Source organism: Armatimonadota bacterium, assembly GCA_028871815.1.
GTDB lineage: Bacteria > Armatimonadota > Chthonomonadetes > Chthonomonadales > Chthonomonadaceae > REEB205.
In genome coordinates this window covers 287,459-307,385 of the sequence record JAGWMJ010000004.1, presented here as the reverse complement: position 1 = coordinate 307,385, position 19,927 = coordinate 287,459, and the positions used below count along the sequence as shown (strand labels likewise).

20 protein-coding genes and 1 tRNA gene are annotated in these 19,927 nt (G+C 60.5%); 9 read left to right on the top strand and 12 right to left on the bottom strand.

From position 1 onward, the window contains the following. Nucleotides 1-16 precede the first annotated feature (16 nt). The 3 genes from KGJ62_07310 to efp form a co-directional block, all read right to left on the bottom strand. Entirely contained in the window at nt 17-484 is a 468-nt protein-coding gene (locus tag KGJ62_07310; protein MDE2126380.1) for a hypothetical protein, read from the bottom strand. Nucleotides 485-521: 37 nt separating this feature from the next. After that, nucleotides 522-1,736: a hypothetical protein gene (locus KGJ62_07305; GenBank protein ID MDE2126379.1), complete on the bottom strand. Its 1,215-nt coding sequence runs from the start codon at nt 1,734-1,736 to the stop codon at nt 522-524. Between the two features lie 88 nt (nt 1,737-1,824). Beyond that, on the bottom strand, nt 1,825-2,463 hold the full coding sequence (gene efp / locus KGJ62_07300; GenBank protein MDE2126378.1) for an elongation factor P: 639 nt from the start codon (nt 2,461-2,463) through the stop codon (nt 1,825-1,827). Nucleotides 2,464-2,897: 434 nt separating this feature from the next. On the opposite strand from efp, the gene KGJ62_07295 reads away from it, so the two are divergent. Continuing rightward, a complete protein-coding gene (locus tag KGJ62_07295; protein MDE2126377.1) occupies nt 2,898-4,253 on the top strand; it encodes a DUF814 domain-containing protein in 1,356 nt (451 codons plus the stop codon). Here the strand turns inward: KGJ62_07295 and nadA are convergent. Together nadA and folB are read right to left on the bottom strand one after the other, a co-directional pair. Further along, nucleotides 4,227-5,348, bottom strand: a complete 1,122-nt coding sequence (gene nadA / locus KGJ62_07290) for a quinolinate synthase NadA (protein ID MDE2126376.1) — start codon at nt 5,346-5,348, stop codon at nt 4,227-4,229. The genes KGJ62_07295 and nadA overlap by 27 nt on opposite strands. Nucleotides 5,349-5,486: 138 nt before the next feature. Beyond that, on the bottom strand, nt 5,487-5,858 hold the full coding sequence (folB, locus tag KGJ62_07285; GenBank protein MDE2126375.1) for a dihydroneopterin aldolase: 372 nt from the start codon (nt 5,856-5,858) through the stop codon (nt 5,487-5,489). A 131-nt stretch (nt 5,859-5,989) separates the two neighbouring features. Here folB and KGJ62_07280 point away from each other — a divergent pair, with 131 nt between their 5' ends. The 5 genes from KGJ62_07280 (at nt 5,990) to KGJ62_07260 (ending at nt 11,058) form a co-directional block, all read left to right on the top strand. Beyond that, nucleotides 5,990-7,129 carry a hypothetical protein gene (locus tag KGJ62_07280; protein ID MDE2126374.1) on the top strand — a complete coding sequence of 380 codons (1,140 nt, stop codon included), beginning with the start codon at nt 5,990-5,992 and terminating at the stop codon, nt 7,127-7,129. Between the two features lie 52 nt (nt 7,130-7,181). Continuing rightward, on the top strand, nt 7,182-8,012 hold the full coding sequence (locus tag KGJ62_07275) for a copper transporter (protein ID MDE2126373.1): 831 nt from the start codon (nt 7,182-7,184) through the stop codon (nt 8,010-8,012). A gap of 5 nt (nt 8,013-8,017) precedes the next feature. Beyond that, entirely contained in the window at nt 8,018-8,761 is a 744-nt protein-coding gene (locus KGJ62_07270) for a glycosyltransferase family 2 protein (protein ID MDE2126372.1), read from the top strand. After that, the gene (locus tag KGJ62_07265; GenBank protein ID MDE2126371.1) at nt 8,758-9,627 is read left to right on the top strand and encodes a hypothetical protein; all 870 of its coding nucleotides are present in this window, start codon (nt 8,758-8,760) and stop codon (nt 9,625-9,627) included. The genes KGJ62_07270 and KGJ62_07265 overlap by 4 nt, the downstream gene beginning before the upstream one ends. A 144-nt stretch (nt 9,628-9,771) precedes the next feature. After that, complete coding sequence (locus KGJ62_07260; protein MDE2126370.1) at nt 9,772-11,058, top strand: PilT/PilU family type 4a pilus ATPase; 1,287 nt, start codon at nt 9,772-9,774, stop codon at nt 11,056-11,058. A gap of 5 nt (nt 11,059-11,063) precedes the next feature. Here KGJ62_07260 and KGJ62_07255 read toward each other — a convergent pair whose 3' ends face one another. The 3 genes from KGJ62_07255 to KGJ62_07245 form a co-directional block, all read right to left on the bottom strand. Next, nucleotides 11,064-12,350 carry a sulfatase gene (locus KGJ62_07255; protein ID MDE2126369.1) on the bottom strand — a complete coding sequence of 429 codons (1,287 nt, stop codon included), beginning with the start codon at nt 12,348-12,350 and terminating at the stop codon, nt 11,064-11,066. Further along, nucleotides 12,347-13,138 carry a TatD family hydrolase gene (locus KGJ62_07250; GenBank protein MDE2126368.1) on the bottom strand — a complete coding sequence of 264 codons (792 nt, stop codon included), beginning with the start codon at nt 13,136-13,138 and terminating at the stop codon, nt 12,347-12,349. The genes KGJ62_07255 and KGJ62_07250 overlap by 4 nt, the downstream gene beginning before the upstream one ends. Nucleotides 13,139-13,266: 128 nt before the next feature. Then, nucleotides 13,267-13,932: a sigma-70 family RNA polymerase sigma factor gene (locus tag KGJ62_07245; protein ID MDE2126367.1), complete on the bottom strand. Its 666-nt coding sequence runs from the start codon at nt 13,930-13,932 to the stop codon at nt 13,267-13,269. A 451-nt stretch (nt 13,933-14,383) separates the two neighbouring features. On the opposite strand from KGJ62_07245, the gene KGJ62_07240 reads away from it, so the two are divergent. The 3 genes from KGJ62_07240 to KGJ62_07230 all read left to right on the top strand — a co-directional run bounded on the left by KGJ62_07240 (nt 14,384) and on the right by KGJ62_07230 (nt 16,958). Next, entirely contained in the window at nt 14,384-14,629 is a 246-nt protein-coding gene (locus KGJ62_07240) for a hypothetical protein (protein ID MDE2126366.1), read from the top strand. Nucleotides 14,630-14,647: 18 nt separating this feature from the next. Next, nucleotides 14,648-15,019: a redoxin domain-containing protein gene (locus tag KGJ62_07235; protein ID MDE2126365.1), complete on the top strand. Its 372-nt coding sequence runs from the start codon at nt 14,648-14,650 to the stop codon at nt 15,017-15,019. 244 nt (nt 15,020-15,263) lie between these two features. After that, nucleotides 15,264-16,958, top strand: a complete 1,695-nt coding sequence (locus KGJ62_07230; protein ID MDE2126364.1) for a carboxypeptidase — start codon at nt 15,264-15,266, stop codon at nt 16,956-16,958. Nucleotides 16,959-16,970: 12 nt separating this feature from the next. Here the strand turns inward: KGJ62_07230 and KGJ62_07225 are convergent, their stop codons facing one another. The 4 genes from KGJ62_07225 to KGJ62_07210 form a co-directional block, all read right to left on the bottom strand. Further along, nucleotides 16,971-17,819 carry a M55 family metallopeptidase gene (locus tag KGJ62_07225; GenBank protein MDE2126363.1) on the bottom strand — a complete coding sequence of 283 codons (849 nt, stop codon included), beginning with the start codon at nt 17,817-17,819 and terminating at the stop codon, nt 16,971-16,973. A 109-nt stretch (nt 17,820-17,928) separates the two neighbouring features. Beyond that, nucleotides 17,929-19,200, bottom strand: coding sequence for an FAD-dependent oxidoreductase (locus KGJ62_07220; GenBank protein MDE2126362.1), 1,272 nt, complete (start codon nt 19,198-19,200; stop codon nt 17,929-17,931). Between the two features lie 149 nt (nt 19,201-19,349). Further along, a tRNA-Arg gene (locus KGJ62_07215) sits at nt 19,350-19,423 on the bottom strand. Nucleotides 19,424-19,577: 154 nt separating this feature from the next. Beyond that, nucleotides 19,578-19,826, bottom strand: a complete 249-nt coding sequence (locus tag KGJ62_07210; protein ID MDE2126361.1) for a hypothetical protein — start codon at nt 19,824-19,826, stop codon at nt 19,578-19,580. Between the last annotated feature and the right edge of the window lie 101 nt (nt 19,827-19,927).

Sequence of the window (19,927 nt, the reverse complement as noted above, 5' to 3'; positions counted from 1 at the left end):
ACGGAGCGTGCGCCGGTTACGACCCCTCTTCTGCTCGCCGAACCGTATACAGCAGTTGATTGTACTCTACCGGCATCGCCTCCTCCACGTACACATCCACAATCTCACCATCGCACGGCGCTGCAATCGAGTTCAGGATGCTCATCGAGTCAATAACGCCAATCTCCTTATCCTGCACGACCGGAGAACCGGAACCGACGGCTTTCACGCCCTGGCGGAATACGCCGACCATGGGAGATCGCACCTCGGCGAGACCATCGGCAAGACCATTCTCACCGTCCGGCACGGCGACGTCAATCGACGTGAGGGTCACCTCACCGGCGCGAGGGCGCGCCGTTGTGTGGGTCGCGCCCGGCGCCTCATGCTCCGCAAACTTCACGGTAAGTTGAGCATCGCCGTGTGCTAACGTGACCTCGCGCATACCACTCGCGCGGCCCAGCCGAACCAGCTCATGCAGTTCCGTCATTTCCAGGTTGTTTTCCATTATTGCTCGCTCACATCATGAAGAGATCTACAGCTCATCATATCTTGATTTTGAACATGCAGTATTCAAGCAGGCGGTGAGCCCAGGTCATGAGCACCAGCGAAAGGCATACGATGATGATCGTCTCAATCGGCAGAGAGCCGAACTTCTCACCAATCTGCGGATCGACGCCGGCGCTGAAGGAAACATGGCCGATCAAGTTATCCAGCTGCTGCATCGCCCACTCAACCATGAGGCGGAGGTGGTCGAATTGAAAGTACACCAGCAGCGGCACGATGAGCGTAACCGGAGCTGACAGCAACTGATACTTTTGACGTTGATGTTCGTTGTATATGATGCAGTTGTTACAGCGATTGCGCGCCTGCGCCGGAGTTATGTGGGGATTCACCGGAATGCGTATGCCGCGCGGCCCCACACGGGTGGGAATGTTCTTCCTGGCCTCCTCGGTACTACCCGTAATCAAGTCGCCGATCGGTACGAAGCCCGTTGCGGTCGCGGTAGTTTGGTTCTCCAGAGACTTTGGCGTCTGTGTGCCCCCGCCCATGGAGAGCAGGATAATGTTTTCCTCGCACATACATCCAACGCGCTGCTTCCAGCACTTGGTACGGGCATGGAAGATCGGACAGTTCTTGCGTATGCCCTCCCTGCAAAACGCGAGCTGCCAACAGTTGGCTAGCGCACCTATAGCGGCGCTTCGGTTCGCCTCCCGAGTGGCGTTCCTGCCATACTCCACGTGAGACAGGTCACGGTGAGCGATTCCGTCCCAGATGCGCGCGGCAAGGTGGAACACTGTCAGTATCAGGCCGGGCACGCCGAGGGCCAGGGCCATCGTATGCATTTCGCCCAGCGTCAGTTGCGCTGCCGCGCCTTGCAGGATAGCCGTGCCGGATTGGCTGAGGTAAGCAATACAGTACTGCAGACCGTAAGCGAGGAACACCGCGGCGCCCAGAAATCCGTACGCCAGTACATCAACATCCCAAAAGGATACGGCTCCTGTAACCACTGTTACCAACGTACAGATCGTCAGGAGATTCGAGATGTTGGTTACGAGCTCGATAAGGTGCGCGCGGTCCGCATGGGACATGGCGCTCGTTTCGGCAAGCCGGCCGGTAAGCAAACCATAAATGAGGTAGCCGGCAACAAGAATTGTGGCGACGGCGGCAATCGAGAATGCCTTTGCCGAGAGATCGCGCACCGTCTCCATGATCCGGCCGCTGTCGCCGCCGCGGCCGCCCGACTGTGTCACTCGCACGAAAGTGCCCTCCGGATGCGCCGGTCGGCAGCGAAACAGCGGCTGCCACCCACTGCGACTGCAACAAGCCGCCAAACTCGCGGTAAAACTACTTCACGCGCTCCAGATACGTATCGGTTCGCGTATCTACCTTTACGACATCTCCAACATTGACGAACAGTGGCACGTTTACGACTGCGCCGGTCTCCAGCTTTGCCGGCTTGGACCCTCCCGACGCCGTATCCCCCTTGACACCGGGGTCCGTTTCGGCTACGGCGAGCTCAACAAAGAACGGAAGCGCGGCCTCCAGGACCTCACCATTGTGTTCAATCAGCGTCAGGTCCATGCCATCCTTGAGGTACTTCAGTGTGGCGCCGAACGCGGCTGCCGTTACCGAAATCTGGTCGTAAGAGTCAGGATCCATCAATACGTACTCGGTGCCGTCCTGGTAAAGGTACGAAACCGTACGGCGCTCGAGAATAGCCTGGTCAAACTTCTCGCCGGCATTAAACGTTCTATCCACAATCGCACCGGTCCGTACATTACGGATTTTGGAGCGCATTACCGCGCCGCCTTTGCCCGGTTTGTGATGCTGGAACCACACGACGGTGTACAGATCACCATCCAGCAGAAACGACAAACCATTGCGAAAGTCTGCGGTATCGATTTTCGGCACCCGGCGGTCCTCCTGACGCGACAAAAAGGGTGTTGCGACGGTGTATCGCAAGCCACAATAGGTTGGGTGCATTATAGCACAGCCACGTATCGTGACTCCCGGTCACGAAGCTGCCAAACGGTGCAATCCTGAATTCCACTGCAATATTCGACAATGTAACTGCTGCTGCGGTTACACAGGAGTTCGAGTCGAGCCTGGTCGGCGGCGCTGTACAGTCAGCACGATCGCTCAACGAAACCAACTTCGCGCTGGGCCTTGCGCTCGATAGGACAATGGCGTGGGTGCTTGTCTCGCTGGACGCTGCAACCTGTCGCACGCACAGGATCCCGGCCGACCACGCAAAGGAGTGGCCCAGGTCACAGGGCTTCGCCGCGCAGTTACGTAACCGCTTGAACGGGTGGCAGCTAACCTCCGTTTCACAGCCGGGTTTCGACCGGATTATTGAGTTTGCCTTTTCCGGAGAACTCACTTCAGGTGAACGAAGAACATGGAGACTGGTATTGGAGATGACCGGCCCGAGAAGCAATGCGATCCTGGTCACCGAACAGCGAACCATCATCGACGCAGCGCGCAAGCGGCAGGCACGGGCGCCATCCAGCAGGGCAATCTGGCCTGGACTCCGGTATCAACCTCTCCCAGGCATCCGACCGGCTCTGACAGGTGAAAGTATTCAACTCTGTGTCAGCCGGGCAGCAGGCGCTACGGTTGCTGAACGAATCCAAAACGCCTGTCGTGAGCTTGGTTTGGCCGATGCGCCAGCGAACGCTGCAGCCTGGCGATGCGGCGCGGAATGTGAGTCGCCTGATATCGTCGAGGCCATCTCGCGGATCGTCTCAGCTGCGCTCGGCTCGCCAACGTACGGCTGGATACAACGGTCCGCGCCAGACGGAGTCGTGCACGCTTTTGCCTTTGAACCAGCGCCGCTGGCCGGCGCCATCGTGGAGCGAGTATCCACCATCAGCGAGGCTCTCGAACGCGCACAGCCCGCTGGTGCACAAGCAGCGCAGGCGACGAAGCAGCCGTTTGCCTTTGTGCTGGAAACTGCGTTGAAGCGTTCAACACGGGCTCTGGCGGCATCTCAGCTTGACATTGCGGAATCCACAAGGGCGGACGAGTTGCAGGCGCTCGCGGAGCTATTGGCGGCAAACCTCTGGCAGATTCGAGCGGGTTCCGACGCGGTGAGCGTCGTCGACTATTCGTCCGGAACCGAAAACGTACGAAGCGTCGAGCTGGACCCAGAGCTCTCGCCAGGCGAGAACGTAAAGCGGGCATTCGATCGGGCGCGCAAAATGGTGCGAACACGCGCCATGGCCGCAAGCCGCTCTGATGAGCTGACCGCACGGATTAAAAGACTGGAGTCTGCGCTCGCGTGTCTAGCCGCCGGAGAACGGGAATCGGCTGCTCAGGAACTGCTTGTGGCCGGCGATCTCCCAGGCAGCGCGCGGGACGCCCGTGGCGCAACGCCGACGTCGGGCGCCTCAGGCGGGGTGCCCGGCAAAGTTCGGAGCCTGACATCTCCAGGCGGCTACCAAGTACTGGTCGGCCTCTCCGCGACCGGAAACGACTTGCTCACCACGCGGCTGGCGCGACCATCCGACTTGTGGCTGCACGTGCGCGCCGGAGCCAGCGCGCATGTCATTATCCGCACCAACGGACATCCGGAGGGCGTCGATGCCGACACGATCCAATTTGCGGCGGTTCAGTGCGCACTGCACAGTGAGCAGAAGCACGCCGCCTTTGTAGCCGTAGACATTACCGAACGTCGGTATGTTCGTAAACCCAAGGGCGCGCCGGCAGGCTCGGTGCTGATCACGCGTGAGCGCACCGTCCATGTATCACCGGCTAAGCGCGAGCTCGGGTAACGGCCGGCTCAAACTCAACATGCGCTGCAGCGCAACGCGAGCGTCGGCTGCCACCAGCGGGGCCACGCGGATCGGATTTACAACCCGCTGCGCAGCCAGTTCCTCCAGCACCCATAGAAGATAGTGCGGATGAATGCGATACATAGTGGAGCAGGGACATACAACCGGGTCGAGGCAGAAGATCTCCTTATCGGGATGCTGCTGAGCGAGCCGCCGGACGAGATTGATTTCCGTACCGATCGCCCAGGTGGTGCCCGGGGCAGAACTCGCAACCGCATCGATGATCCGCTCGGTCGAGCCGGATTCCCCGGCTGCGCGAACCACCGCAAGAAGGCACTCCGGATGCACGATGACTCGGCAGCCTGGTTTCGTCAAACGCGCCTGCTCAATCTGCTCTACCGTAAACCGAGCGTGAACCGAGCAATGGCCCTTCCACAGAAGGATCCGCGCCCGTTGTGCGTCAGCAGCGGTCAACCCGCCATCCGGAAGACTAGGCGCCCACACGGCCATTTCTCCTTCCGGGTTGAGGCCGAGGTCCACCGCGGTGTTCCGGCCCAGGTGTTGGTCCGGAAGAAAGAGAACGCGGTCACCGCGACCAAGTGCCCACTCCAGAACCTGCCGTGCGTTCGACGAGGTGCAGCACGCTCCGCCGTGTCGCCCGACGAACGCCTTGATCGCGGCCGTGGAGTTGACATAGGTAACCGGCACAATGCCGTCTGCATCCAGCCAGTTGCCGAGTGTCTGCCAACAGGCCTCCACTTGCCCGGCGGCTGCCATATCGGCCATGGAGCAGCCGGCATTCAGATTCGGGAGAATCACTGTCTGCTCTGGGGTGGTGAGGATGTCGGCCGTCTCCGCCATGAAGTGCACGCCACAGAAGACGATCCACGGAGCCTCCGGATGCGCGGCAGCGAGCTGCGATAGCTTAAGGCTATCTCCCGTATAATCCGCCCATCGAACGATCTCGTCGCGTTGATAGTGGTGTCCGAGAATGATCACGCGCTCGGCCAACTCAGCGCGAACGCGCCGAACTCGCTCAGACGTCGCTGTGGCATCAAGCGCCGTGATCTCCGCCGGAAGCGGGAGCTGAAGCATAATGGGAATGAACTCCAGGGCGAGCAGTTCGTCCGGCTGGAGGCCGCGACAGAACGGAGATGTTGACATCGCCCATATGTGTCAGGGATGCTGCTCCCTGGTTGCCGAACCGAACCTTACCACCAACCGGAGCGCCGGTCAGCGGGACCGGTAAATCCGTACACCTACTGAAGATACGATCATATTTACCGGAGGATACGACTTTCTTACGCACAGTTCCAGAGCGTTTACGCCCGGAAATTCCAGCAGCACCATTTGGCACAAACCTTCGGCGAGCGCCTCCACCAGCCGGTACTTGTCGTGCGTTCCTACTTCTACCAGTCGCCGGGCGACACGGGCATAACTCACCGTATCAGCAAGGGCGTCCGACTTCCCGGCTACCGAAAGATCCACCTCCAATACCACGTCGATGACGAAGCGGTGGCCGACCTCCTGCTCCTCGTCGGATGCGCCGTGGTATCCGTAAAACTCCAGCCCTTGAATAAGGATTGCATCACTTCTGGCATCCAAGCTGCACAGGTCTCCGTGCCCCACGCCCTATTCTACCCGAGCGGGAGGCCGCGGTATTTGACATCACGCGCCGGTTGCACTATGATAGCGCGTTCACTTCCGCTCGATCGCCGGGAGGCGGCATCTCCTCTATGACACTGGCGGCTGTTGGTAAGGTGATCCGGAAGGACGCGAGAACCAAACATCTGGTGTTGCGGCTGCAACCCGGCGACATTGCTCTCATCAACCACCCAGACCTGGATGCTACCGCTGCGCAGGCTCTGGCCGATCGCCACCCGTCGGCGGTTGTGAATGCCGCCATCAGCATTACCGGCCGATATCCGAACCGAGGCCCGGCAGTTCTCTCGGAAGCCGGTATCCCGATTCTCGACAATGTGGGCGACGCGGCATTCACGGCGCTGCCGGATGGCATCATCGGCGGACTGGTCGGCAACGAACTGGTTACTGCATCGGGCGTAAGGCTGACCGGGAACCTGCTTAACGCGGCGTCGATTGAGGAGCTGATGCAGCGTGGGCGGGAGAATCTGCGTGGTGAGCTTGATCACTTCGCGCGCAATACGCTTGGATTTCTGAACGCCGAGCAAAGCTTGCTGTTTGACGCGTTGAGCGTGCCGAAGCTCCAGACACGTATAAAGGGCCGACACGTACTGATTGTGGTCCGCGGCGAGGGCCACGCTGCCGACCTGGCCATGCTGAAGGAGTACCTGCGCGACTCCGATCCGGTGCTGCTGGCCGTTGATGGCGGAGCAGATGCCCTGCTGAACGCAAGGCTGAAACCCTCTATCATCCTCGGCGATATGGACAGTATCTCGGATCAAGCGCTAAAGTGTGGCGCTGAACTGGTGGTGCATGCTTACAAGGAGGGTGATCCGCGCGGAGCACCGGGCATGGCGAGAGTGCTTGCCCTGGGTCTGAATGCCGTCGTGATGCGCGCGGCAGGAACAAGTGAGGACGCGGCCATGTTGCTTGCCGACGAGTTGGGGGCCACGCTGATTGTCGCGGTTGGCACACACTTTTCCCTCGAAGATTTTTTGGATAAGGGTCGTCAGGGAATGGCCAGCACGTTTCTTACCCGCCTGCGGATCGGCTCCAAGTTAGTAGACGCAAAGGGCATCGGAAGACTTTGGGCGCACCATCATCCTCGGTTTCGGGAGATGGCGCTTGTGGTGGTAGCTGCCGGTAGCGCCGTACTCGCCGTTTTGGGTACATCGCCAATGGGCCGCAACCTGCTCGAAACACTTTCCGTGTGGCTCCGTATATCATCTCGGTAGGTGCGGTCCGCGTATTCTGGAGGCAAAGCTGGGACCTGGATTCAAGTATCACGTGATCACCGTGTCGGCGATCTTCTTCGCACTTGCGGTGGGTCTGTTGATTGGAGGGCTGTACGGCTCGCCAACCGTTACCGCACGGCAGGCGAATGCCATCTCGGACCTCGGTCGCACGCTGACGCAGCAAACGACGCAATTGGAACCATACAAAACCTATGCTACACGGGTTTCGCCGGTGTTTTTGGTCAACAAACTCACCGGGTATCGAATTGCGGTTGTTATCACCGGTGACTACCCGGATACGGGCGCCTCGGTGGCTGATACACTTGAGCAGGCGGGCGCCACGGTTACCGGCGTGATGACGCTAGGTACCCGAGCCTCCGGGGACGATTCGGACGTGGCTCGACGATTGGCCACGATCAGCCGTGCTGGGTCGCAAGCCCCCGCCTCGCGGCAGGAGTTGGTAACCGCGCTCGCAAACATCGTGGCGCATGGCGACAATCCAGAGCGAGCGCTGCTGCCGAGCCTCGTGTCGGTCGGGATGGTGACGACGCATGCGGACACAGATTTTTCGATTGGCTGCCATGACGCGGTGATTGTGGGCGGCGGTCGTGAGGCTGATGCCGGCCGCATCGACGAAATCGACGCACCCTTGGTCCGCGGTCTCCAGAATTCAGGCATCACGGTAACAATGGCCGAGCCGGAGTCAGCGACGGTGTCGGACGTGGCGGCATACCATGCGGCGGGCCTCCAGCTGGCTACCGTGGACGATGTGGATACGGTTATTGGTCAAACCTCGCTGGTTCTCTCGTTCAAGCGCGATCCCGATGACTTCGGCGTTAAGCCGACGGCGCACCAACTGATGCCGGACCCAGCTGCACCATAGTACTGATGCCGCCTCAAGCAAATCGCGGTGACGTTCAGGTGTTTGCCGGCCCACGCGTCACCGTCTTGATCGCGGCCTGGAACGAAGCGGAGCGGATCGGAGAGACGCTTCGCGCGCTAGCCGCACTGACCGCCAACATCACACAGATTCTGGTCGTGGATGATGGCTCGACCGATTCGACGGTCGAGGTGGCCCGCGCCTCCGGCGCCACGCGTGTAATATCCATACGTCATGCCGGCAAAGGAGCTGCGCTGATGGCGGGCATCCCGTTGATCGACGAGGACACGGCGCTCCTTCTAGATGCCGACCTTGGAAAGTCGGTCGCGGCGGTCGCCGAGCTCCTCCGGCCAATTGAAGCCGGCGAAGCCGATCTTGCGATCGCGATTTTGCCGGGGAGCGGAGGGCCGAGACGCGGACGCGGGATGGTGGTGCGCCTCGCGCGATGGGGTATACGCCGGCTGACGGGCTTCACGGCAGTCGCCCCGCTCAGCGGTCAGCGTGCGATCCGTCGCTGCATGCTGCCGGAGCGCCTGCCGCGTGGTTGGGGCGTTGAAGTCGCCGCGACGATCGACGCCTTGCGTCGCGGCGCGCGGGTTGTGGAGGTCGAGGCTGACTTCACGCATCGCGTCACCGGAAACAGTGTCGCCGGTTGGAGGCACCGCGCGCGTCAGTTTGTCGATGTTTCCGTCGCGGTTGGGCTTGCCGCGCTCCCAAGACGGCGCCGCTCGCGGGGGGCGAACAAACAGTGATCTGGGCTACGACGATCGCCGCTGCCCTCTGTTTGATCGCGGGCTTACCTGCGTTCCGTCGTGCTGCACTGCATGCAGAAGCCGTTCGACCCAACTTCGTGGGGGAACCTGTACCGATAGCCGCAGGAATCGTGGTGGTCGGAACCGCCTCTCTCATCCTTGCGACGCTCTCCGACTGGCCACGTCTCGCTGCCCCCTCATATTCCCTCTGGATCATTGCGCTGGTGCTGTTCGGCACGCTGGGACTCATTGACGACTGGCTCGGCGACAGCCGCGCACGCGGCATCCGCGGCCACCTGCGCGCGCTGGTGCAGGAGCGGCGCATAACAACCGGCCTTGTAAAGGCCGTCGGCGGCCTTGCCGCAGCTTTATGGATCGCACGGCAATTCGTGCCGCCTTCGGCGGCCGTGTGGGTTCTGAACAGCCTGCTCATCGCATTGAGCGCCAATGTTATCAACCTGCTCGACGTCCGACCGGGTCGCGCCACCGCGGCATTTATCGGGATGGCGTGCTTCACCGGCGTCGCTGTGTGGCTGCTTTGTCCCACCCAACTAGGGAGACTCCTGCCGTTGGCCGTGTTGGCCGTGCCGGCTCTCCTGGAGTGGTTCTACGACCGCAAGGCGTTACTGATGCTGGGCGATGTGGGGAGCAATTCGCTCGGCGCTGCAATTGGCATCGGGTTCCTGACGCTGCCGGTTTCCGTTCGCATCGCGGCGGTACTCGTGCTGCTCACGGTGCACGTGCTGGCGGAACGGTACTCCCTGTCGGCTTTGATCGACCGGTACTCGGCGCTGCGCAGGCTCGATGAGCTGACCGGCGTGCGGCTGAGCCGCGCCAACGCGCCGGCTGCCGATTCCGAACGTTAGGGCACTATTCCCGCTCGGCTTATCGCCACTACGGTACTCTGGCGCGGAGCATTCCGGCCAGCAGATGCACATCTTGTTTGTCGGGACTCAATGACCCTGCGTGACGAGCCAACCAGCGGCTGCGTCCGAGAGATAACGCCGAGCATGCAAACGGACTCCAACAACTCAGCAAACGTGCAATCTCCCACACTACTGGAACTCATCGCTCAGGCAGCGAGCATGGGCGCGTCCGATCTGTTCCTAAAAGCCGGTTCCCCGCCGGGCTTCAAGTGTTACGGCAAGATCTCGAAGTCAGAAGGAGCGGCGCTTACGCCCGAACAGACTCGAGCGCTTGCGGAGGAGCAGATGTCGCATGCGCAGCAACAGCGCTTTGCCGAGCATCTGGAGATGAACCTGTCGTTCACAGTTCCGGGTGTGGCGCGTATCCGCCAGAACTGCTACTTTGAGCGCGATTCTGTGGCAACCACCTGCCGATTGGTGCCACTTACCGTGCGCACTCTGGATGAGGTCGGGATACCGGTTGAGGCGGTATCGCGCTTGACGGAATACCGCGACGGTCTCGTGCTGGTGACGGGTCCGACCGGATCCGGGAAATCCACGACGCTTGCGGCCATGATCGAGCATATCAATCGGCACTTCGCGGTGAACATCATCACGCTGGAAGACCCGATCGAATATGTCTATCAGGACAAGCTGGCGATGATCAGCCAGCGCGAGGTCGGGGTTGACACACACTCCTATGAAGAGGCTCTCAAGCAGGTACTGCGCCAAACACCGAATGTGATTCTGATGGGAGAAGTGCGCGACCAGCGTACGCTGGACGTAGCCCTTCAAGCGTCAGAGACCGGGCACCTTGTATTTGGAACGCTGCACACGGCCGGCGCCTGCGAGACCATCGAACGTGTGGCGAACCTGTATCCGCCGGCCGAGCGACCGCTTTTATGGCAGCGGCTCAGCGTTTCGCTCCGCGGCGTCATCTCGCAGAAACTGCTGCCATGCTTATCGGGTCACGCGCTTGCCGCGGCTCTGGAGATGCTGGTAGTCAACCCCACGATCGAGCATCTACTGGCAGATGGCCAACATGGCGACCTCTATGGAATGATGCGTCAGGATGGTGAAGACGGTTACTGGGGCATGCGCACGATGAACCAGGCACTGCTCCAGTTGGTGATGGAGAACACCGTGAGCGAGGGAGAGGCAATCTCCCGTTCCTCGAACGTGGCGGAGCTAAAACAGATGCTTCGCAAATTGCAGTTGAGCCGCAGCCGAACGGAACCAGGCACGGACGAGGAATCGCAGGTACCGGAGCCAACCATTGGAGTTGCTTCCCATCAGCGCGGCGGCGAGTCAATGCTTGAGCAGGGACAGCAACCGGAGTTTGGAGCAGCACCCGTGGAAGAGAGTATGTTCGTGCTTCGGCGAAGCCCCTGACGCGGCTATCGGTACCAGCGCTTTCCCAGGGTCAATTCCTGCGCTTCCAGCGGATCCTCACTCCGCCCGCATCTCTCTAAGGCGTGTGTAATCCACTCATTCAGCCACGTGTGCCATTGCTGCACCTCATCCGGCCTGTTCGGAGCAAGGTTCACTTGTTCGTTTGGATCGGCTACCAGGTCGTACAGTTCGTACAACGGCATATTGTGGTGGTCGGGTTTGCGCGATTCGATGTACTTGCGGTTTGAAGTACGAACACCCCACTTTGCCTGCCAGGTGCATTCACAGCATACGATTGGCTCGTCTGGTGATAATGAGCCCGCCAACAAGTCCCTGCCTCTCATCGCCGGTGATACGGGCCCACCGGCGGCGGCCATTATGGTCGGGGCGACGTCGATGTGCGAGACCATTCCTGGATGCCGGTTGCCGGCGCGCACCCTACCGGGAGCGCGGATAATGAGCGGTACGCGCACAACGTCCTCATATAGCCCATGGTGATCAAAGTAGATATCGTGCTCTGTCAGGCTTTCGCCGTGGTCGCCCACCAGCACAACCATCGTGTCGTCCGCGGCGCCACTGGCCTCCAGGGCTTCCAACAGCGCCGCGATGCCGTCGTCCACATACCGTATCTCGGCATCGTACAGTGATGACACGTAGTCGGCATCGGTTACGGGTCCCAGCTTGTTGAACCAGATATCGCCAAACATACGCCACAGGGGCTGCTCCTTCAACCGCTCCATGGAGTTGAACTGGGCGGAAAACCGGTCGCGGCTCTTCGGATAGAACCGCTCGTACCCGGTGGGCGGAGCGTATGGCGTATGTGGGTCCCAGTAGTGGACAAACAGGAAGAACGACTCGCGTGAGTGGCTCATCAACCACGGTATCGCGCGGGCGTTGACTTCTTCGGCCGTAATCATCAGGCGCAGCTTGTGTCGAAACGACGGATTGATGTAGAACTCGTAGCCACGGCCCAGCCAGGGCTTGATATCCACCAGATTGTCCACAGCGGCGGTGGTTACCCCGGTCTGCTGAAGCAGTTCCGGTAGTACGTCGATCTTCCTGTCAAGATCCACCGCTCCACCGTGCGACACGATGTTGTGTTCAATTGGATGCAGACCGGTATACAGCGTGGTATGCGCCGGTGTTGTCGGTATACCGGGCGCAATGCAGTTCTCGAACAGAAGTCCCTCTCGAGCGAGCGCATCGATACGTGGGCTGACCGGCAGCGGGTAGCCATAGCAGCCCAACCGGCTTGCTCGAAGCGTATCCACCACAATCAGAAGGATGTTCATGCGCTGCTCATAATCCGTGCAGCTGCTGGAAAACACGCCGCGGCGTTTGCGGTTGTAGAGTGATACAGTTGCTCAAGGGGTTCGTTACGAAGTTCCGCCAACGCAGCCGCGACTGCAGGAATGTACGCCGGCTCATTGCGCTTGCCGCGATTTGGAACAGGCGCCAGCCACGGCGCATCGGTCTCCAGCAGGATGTGTGCCGCGGGCGCTGCAGCAGCCGCCGCGCGAACGTTTTCGGCTTTTGGGTAGGTAACGATCCCGCCGAAACCGAGATACCACCCGGCATTGGTGGCGCGTCTGGCGTCGTCCACACTGCCTGTAAAGCAGTGCAAGACGCCACTCACCCGGCCCTCCCAGCGCTCGATGACCTCGAGAAGCTCAACCCAGGCATCGCGGCAGTGTACAATTAGCGGCAGTTGGCACGCTTCGGCGATCGCCAACTGCGCCTCAAAAACTGGTAACTGGCTATCCAGCAGCTGGCCACGAGCACGATCCAGACCGACTTCGCCAACAGCCACTACGGCGCCGGAGCGAGCGATACCACGTACCCAGTTCTCTGACGCCTGCCACTCTGCAACGGCGTCGGGGTGAATGCCCACCGATGCACAGAGCCTCTCCGGGTGTTCAGCTGCCAGGGCCAGTGCGCGCTCAGCGCTAAGCTGGTCATAAGCCACCACGATGGCGGCCGCCATACCAAGATCCACTGCCCGTGCCAGTACTTCCGGCCAGTCATCCGTAAACTCAGGCGCATTCAGGTGACAGTGGGTATCTACAAAGCGTGTTGGCACGGTGCGTGGTTGCGGACGGCGAGCATGCCAAGCTAGCTGCCCATCCGTATCAGTGCAGGGAGAATGTTACCCGCACCAACGCACGATCGGCCATGGAGACGTACAAATGGTCCGCCGACGTGAACGAGTCAGGCCGGCTCGGGCGTTCCGGATCGCTCTCCCGAGTCCGTAGGGATCAACGGTTTGAGGCGCGCACGCAGTCCACGCTTTGCCGGCGTAGGCGCCGCAAGACGCTTCCGCAACAGCGTTCTTCCGCGATGGATTCGCGATCGGACGGTCCCGATCGAGGAGTGCATTGCTTTCCCGATCGCCTCGTAGCTCATTCCCTCCACATCGCACATCAGAACGGCGATGCGAAACGGATCCGGCAGCGAGTCGAGTGCCGCCTGGAGGTTCTCATCGAGCATCGCATCCAGTACCTGATGCTCCGGATTTGCCGATTCGTCGGCGACCTGAAGGATCAGATTCGTGTCGGATTCCTCATCGGAAACGGGCTGATCGAGAGAGAGCGGTCGGATTTTCGGCTTGCGACGCACCAGATCGATAAAGAGGTTGGAGAGGATGCGAAAGAACCAGCTCTCAAACGGCATTTGTCGGTTGTAGGTGCCAAAGGAGCGATACGCGCGTAAATAGGCCTCCTGCGTGAGGTCCTCTGCATCTTCCCGATTGCCGGTCATGCGGTATGCCATGTTATAGGCTTGGCGCTTAGTGCGCTCAATGAGTCGCTGGAATTCGCGGTGATCGCACGGTGGGAGCGCTGCCGTCGAACTGCCATCTGATTTCGCCGCCGCCATAACGCATCTCCTTCCTGCCCGGTATAAGGCCGCCTCGCTACTGCGGCGGCACTTGCCCAGCGCTCCGGGTGGAAACATCTACTTAGACACACTCACGCGCGGTATCGTTTCACTTCGGGCCGCCTGTGTACGCCATCGTGAGCAAATTCACAGGCAGTGGCGCTTGAGCTGCCGCCGGGAACGAGCACTATTGCTGATTGCTCCTGCGACTTCAGCTTCCAAAGGAGGTCTGTACCGCAAGTCATATGGACGAGTCAAAGGGCTTCGCGTGACGCGCCAAGCCGGGCTCCATCACGATCCCCGCTGCGCTGGGGGACGGCGCACAGTAGTTGAGACCTGGCAGCGGCCCTACTTGCGTTGACTATGCCGCGCACGCAGGTAAGCGGTCCAAGGGCAGCGAAATACCGCCGTACAGTTCGGTCAATCTATGGTCCAGAATGGAGGAATCGCCGTGAAATGCGTGGTTAACATGGCGCTTGCCGCGACCGCGCTGCTCGTCACATGCATGCCTTCCGCGTGCCAGACCGCCGTACAGAGTCCGCAACCTCCACCGAAGCCGCCCGATTACACGCAAGGGTTCGTTGGAAAGAAGGCGGCTTCATTCACGTTGCCCGCGGTGGACGGTAAGAGCGTAACTGTGGGCCGCCAGTTTGGCAAACGCCCTGTGATCCTGATCTTTTACCGTGGCATCTGGTGACCGTACTGCAATCAGCAGATGGCTCAGGTTGGGCTATCCAAATCCGGCATTCTCAAAACGCACGCTCAGGTTTTCGCGATATCCAACGAGGATCCGGCGGCGCAGAAGCAGATGCGTGACCGGTACAAGCTCAAATGGATTACCTTTCTGTCGGACAAGACCGGCGATGCCGCCAAACTCTATGCGGGTCGGTATACCGGCAGTACTGTCCTGAGAGCGGCCACGTTTGTTGTAGGAGGCGACGCCAGTATTGCGTTCGCATACATCAACCCGAACGACCGGGTACGGCCGGCCCCATCAGACCTGATTGCGGTGGCGCAATCTATTGAACGGAAGTTGCATCCAGCAAAAACCGAACAGTCGGAGCCTGAGGGCGTTCCGCCTCCGTAGGAGGTCCTCCCGCCGCCGCCCGTCACAGCGCCACCGGAGATGGGCTGTCACTCAGTACCGCGCGAGAGTGTCGGAAGCACCGCGGCAGTCGCGGCCGCAGCTCGCGCTCCGTCTCAGTGCGACTCGCCGGGCACATTTTAACAGCCGGCTTCAGCGGCAGTTGACCGTCCGGTGAAGGAAGCGGTACGCCAGGAACGGAACTTGCCAGCTAGCTGCCAATCATCGGCTGCGCCGGGGGACGACCGTGCCGCAAAAGATTCGGTTTGATTGTTACTACAAGTACCACGAGCTTACACGCATCCTGAAAGCGCTGGCTCGTGAGTATCCCGCTCTGCTCTCACTTGCCTCGATCGGACGCAGCTACGAGGGTCGAGACGTATTGCTGGCCACGGTGACTAACAGTGCTACCGGCCCCGCATCTGAAAAGCCGGCGTTTTGGTGCGATGGCAACATCCACGCAACGGAGGTATCGCCATCATCAGCCCTCTTGTATCTTTTGCAGAAGCTGCTCCGTGGTTACGGTTCCGACCCCGGCATATCCCGATGCCTGGATACCCGGGCTTTCTATATAGTGCCGCGCGTGAACCCGGATGGCGCCGAGCAGCTATTTGCGGAGCGGCCCAGGTTGCTCCGCAGCAGCACGCGCCCCTGGCCGTACGACGAAGAGCCGCTGGAAGGGCTGGAAGTTCAGGATGTTGATGGTGATGGGAGGATGGTGCAGATGCGCATCCCCGATCCCAATGGCGCCTGGAAGGTCAATGCCCTAGAGCCACGACTTTTGACACGGCGTGAGCCTACCGAGACGGGTGGCCGGTACTTCCGGCTGATGCCGGAGGGGCTGATACCCGATTGGGATGGTATCACCCTGAAGGTCAAGCCTCCAAAGGAGCGGCTCGACCTGAATCGTAACTTTCCCGCAGACTGGCGGCAGGAGTTCGAGCAGGGGGGCGCAGGGCCGTTCCCCGGGAGCGAGCCGGAAGTCTACAATCTGATGCGGTTCATTGCCGACCATCCTAACATCACTGGCGCCATATCATTTCACACACACAGCGGCGTTCTGCTGCGGCCGTACAGCGGCCAGCCGGACGAGAAGATGCCTGCCGAGGACCTCTGGACTTACCAGAAGATCGGTGAACGCGGGGCAGAGATAACGGGCTATCCTGCAGCGAGCGTTTACCACGACTTCCGCTACCACCCTCAAGAGGTGATCACCGGCGTTTTCGACGACTGGATGTTTGAGCACGTGGGTGTGTTTGCATGGACGTGCGAGATCTGGGCGCCACAAGCACATGCCGGAATAGTCGGCCGCAAGTTCATCGAGTGGTACCGCGAGCATCCAGCAGAGGACGATATCAAAATGCTGACCTGGGCCGATTCACTGCCGGGCGGCTCAGCATGGCAAGACTGGCGGCCTTTCAAGCATCCGCAACTCGGCGACATCGAGCTTGGCGGATGGGACTACCTGTACGCTTTTCGCAATCCTCCGCCATGCTGCCTGGAAGCTGAGATCGCGCCGCTGGCAGACTGGGCAATCTTTCACTGTCTGATCTCACCGCTGATGGAGTTGCGCAGCGCCACAGCTCGCCGGTTGCGCGCGGGAGTGTGGCTGGTTCAGGTCGTGGTGGAAAACACGGGATGGCTACCCAGTTATGTTACAAAAACCGCGCTGCAGCACGCAGTTGTGCGTGACGTGGTTGCGGAGATCGAGTTGCCTCAGGGCGCAAAGCTTTGCAGCGGCAAACTTCGCATGGAGTGTGGTCAGCTGGAAGGACGGGCGTACAAGACGAGCGCACCGGGACCATTCACAACCGATGCCAGTACCGAACGCGCCAAGATTGAATGGGTGGTTGAGAGCCAAACTGCCGGTGAGGTTCAGGTAACCGTGCGGCACCAGCGGGCCGGAGTTGTCCGCGCCACGATCCGCCTGGAAGCTGAATGACGATCCGGCGCCCTAGTCGCCGACTTTGGCGCCTACCGACGCAAGAGCCAGTACAGCTCCAAATCGCCGGTATGCCTCCGTAAAGGTTGATCCAAACACCTCAATCGTATACGCATCCCTGCGCACCGAACCCTCCAGCGCTGCTGCCGTATCCGCCATCTGCACGCCCCGAAATCGCGCTGCCAGCTTTACCTCCCCAACCACCGAAAATGGCTCGACTGCTGTACGCCCGCGCACTGCCGCCTCCGCCTTCTCTTCAATCTCGGCAACCGTGTCATGCGGGTGCCGCAGCCAGCTCATCGAGCGTGCCATTGCTCGCTTTGTAGCAACCGTTTGAACGCGTCGCAGTAAGCCGGCCGCTTCATCGCAGCCCGCCTGATCGCTGGTTACCAGCAACGTGGGTATGCGCAGATCTCCAGCCATGGCGGCGCTTGCGTATATCTCACCCGCCGGCACGTCGTTGACGGTGAAGCTATGTATGCTGCCGCTCAAGGCATGCTCCATGGCGCCCTCAAGCGTGCCCGCCATGGCGTGGTAACCCACGAGAAAAACGCCATCAAACGACTCCTGATCCAGGCCCTCCATCATGTACAGGTCTACGGGACCCTTCCAGCCGGAAATCAGCTCGGTTCCGGGCTCAAGGTCACCGATGAGCAGATTCCGGCATCCGGCGTGTGAGTCCTTGACAACCACACGATCCGCGCCTCCGCGACGGGCGCCGCGAATCGCGGCATTTACGTCGCCCGTCAGCATCCTGCGGGCATATGCCCAATCTGCCTGACCGGCATCCGGACCCATGCACTGGCTGAACGATGCGATACCGCTTATGCCTTCTATATCCACGGAAATGAACAGGTTCATACGGTTCCACATCCCTGGTCGACGATAACTGCAGGCCCGTCGACGGCTGAGACAATCGCGGCAAACATCTGGCGCACTTGCCGCTTACCGTTCCGACCGATTACAGCGCCTACAGGATACTATCAGCTAAGACTTCGCTAACAGGAAGACCCCAACCTGGGACTTTGCCACCCGTTCGGAAGTACATCTCCTTGAACGCAAGTTTCATCGCGTAGAGCATGTACCCCATCTTGAATATGCTGGTGCTGCCGCCGTACCACACATCGGAGTGGATATAGAATGCCTTATGGCGCCCCATGTCACCAAAGCACACAATTTGGGGCCAGTATGGCTTGGCCGCCTCTTCGCTCGACAGCTGGCCGGTTTCCATTGCAAGCTGGCGGGCAACAATCTCCGCCTGTGTGTGGCCAAGCGCCCCGAGTTTCGGGACAGTGAGGGCGGCAGCGTCTCCAAGTGCGAATACCTCACGGTACTGAGGATTCCTCATCAGCCGATCGGTGATGATGAACCCGGCCTCATCCACAATCGGCAGGTCACGAATAAAGTCGTGCGGCCGCCAATCCGGCAGCAGGATCTTGAGTTCGGCTTCCACCGATTTACCGTTAGTGAACGTGATTCCGCCTTCGGCAACCGACGCAATGTCGGGGGTATCGCGCTCATAATGGAAGCCCATTCCGCCGGCCATCTCCAAAAACTCCTTGACGATGGGCTGCCCAGCGTCTTCAGCGATTACGTTTGCCGGCGAGAACACCGTGATGTTCTTCGGACCGCCGAGGCGACGGTGCTCCAACCACGCCGCAAGGCTCAGCGCCGTCTCGAGCGGCGGCCCATCGCAGGCGGCGCCGGATAGCGGCAGCCAGTCGGGGTTCCCGCGAGTGCCCTGGTGGAAGCGCGCCGACCCAATGAAGACCGGCCCTCCGCGATAGCTGCCGCCATGGAGAAAGGCTCGGAGCTTGTTGCCATACCAGCTATCGGTTACTGCGTGACCATACTCGGCGAAACCCTCGATATGATCGAACGCCAATCTTGCCCCAAGCGCGATGACGAGATAGTCGTACCGGAGCGTCTCGGTTGCAGAGCCCGGGCGCTCGGTTGGAATCGCCCGGACGCACTGTTTTGCGAGGTCGATCTCGGTGACCTGAGCGCGAACGAAGCGGGTACCGTCATGGTCAAGAAACGGTACGATGTCGAAACGCATCGTCTCCGCCGGGTCGCGATCCTCCAACACCTCCATACCGATATTCGGTATGAAGAGCAGATCCGCTTTGCGATCGACGAGCGTTACTTCTACACTTTCGCCGCATCGTTCGTGAATGAATCGGGCCGCGGTCAGCCCGGCAAAGTTGCCTCCCAGAATCAGTACCTTGGGCAGCGCCTTCATGGGCGGCCTCCCTTCTCAATTAACCGAATCGCCTCCGGAGTTTAGGCCCGACCGGCGTGGACCGGGTGAACCGTCAATTTGGATTACGCTCGGTGGTTCGCCAGGGTTGCCGGCAGCAGCCAAGATCCATACAATCGATCCAGAATGTATACGCCCGGAGGGATTCGAACCCCCGACCACCTGATCCGAAGTCAGGTACTCTAATCCGCTGAGCTACGGGCGCGCGGGCTTTCGCCGCGCCCCATTCTACCCGGGTTTGTCGTCACATGGCGCCGCGCGCGTCGGCTCAACTAAAACCTGACCGAGGGCTCAAAAGCGGTACGGGTTTGCGGGAAGTGTCATAGCGCTGCCGGCGGCCGTCACGCTGTACGTACGGCTCATCGCGATGCATGATGTGGGACGGTGAGCGGCAAGGCGCTTGAGGAGATGCTTATTGCGCTGAGCTTGGCCGAAAAACCGCAGGTACCGGCATCGAAGAGGGCGTGCAGACAGTCGCACTCCGCGGAGACGAGGCCGGATGACGGAATCGAGACCTGTAGGCGCACGGCCAACCGCTCGCCGGCGGCTGCATCTTCATCGTTACCTTGCTGAGGCGGCTCGGCGTCGTTCTCCTGCGTACCAGGCATAGGACAAGTGCTGACGCTGTGGCTCGAGGCAGCGGTACGATTTGACCTTAATGCCAGAACCTGCTGCCAACAGGCCGGATTCTCACCACACTTCCAGCGAG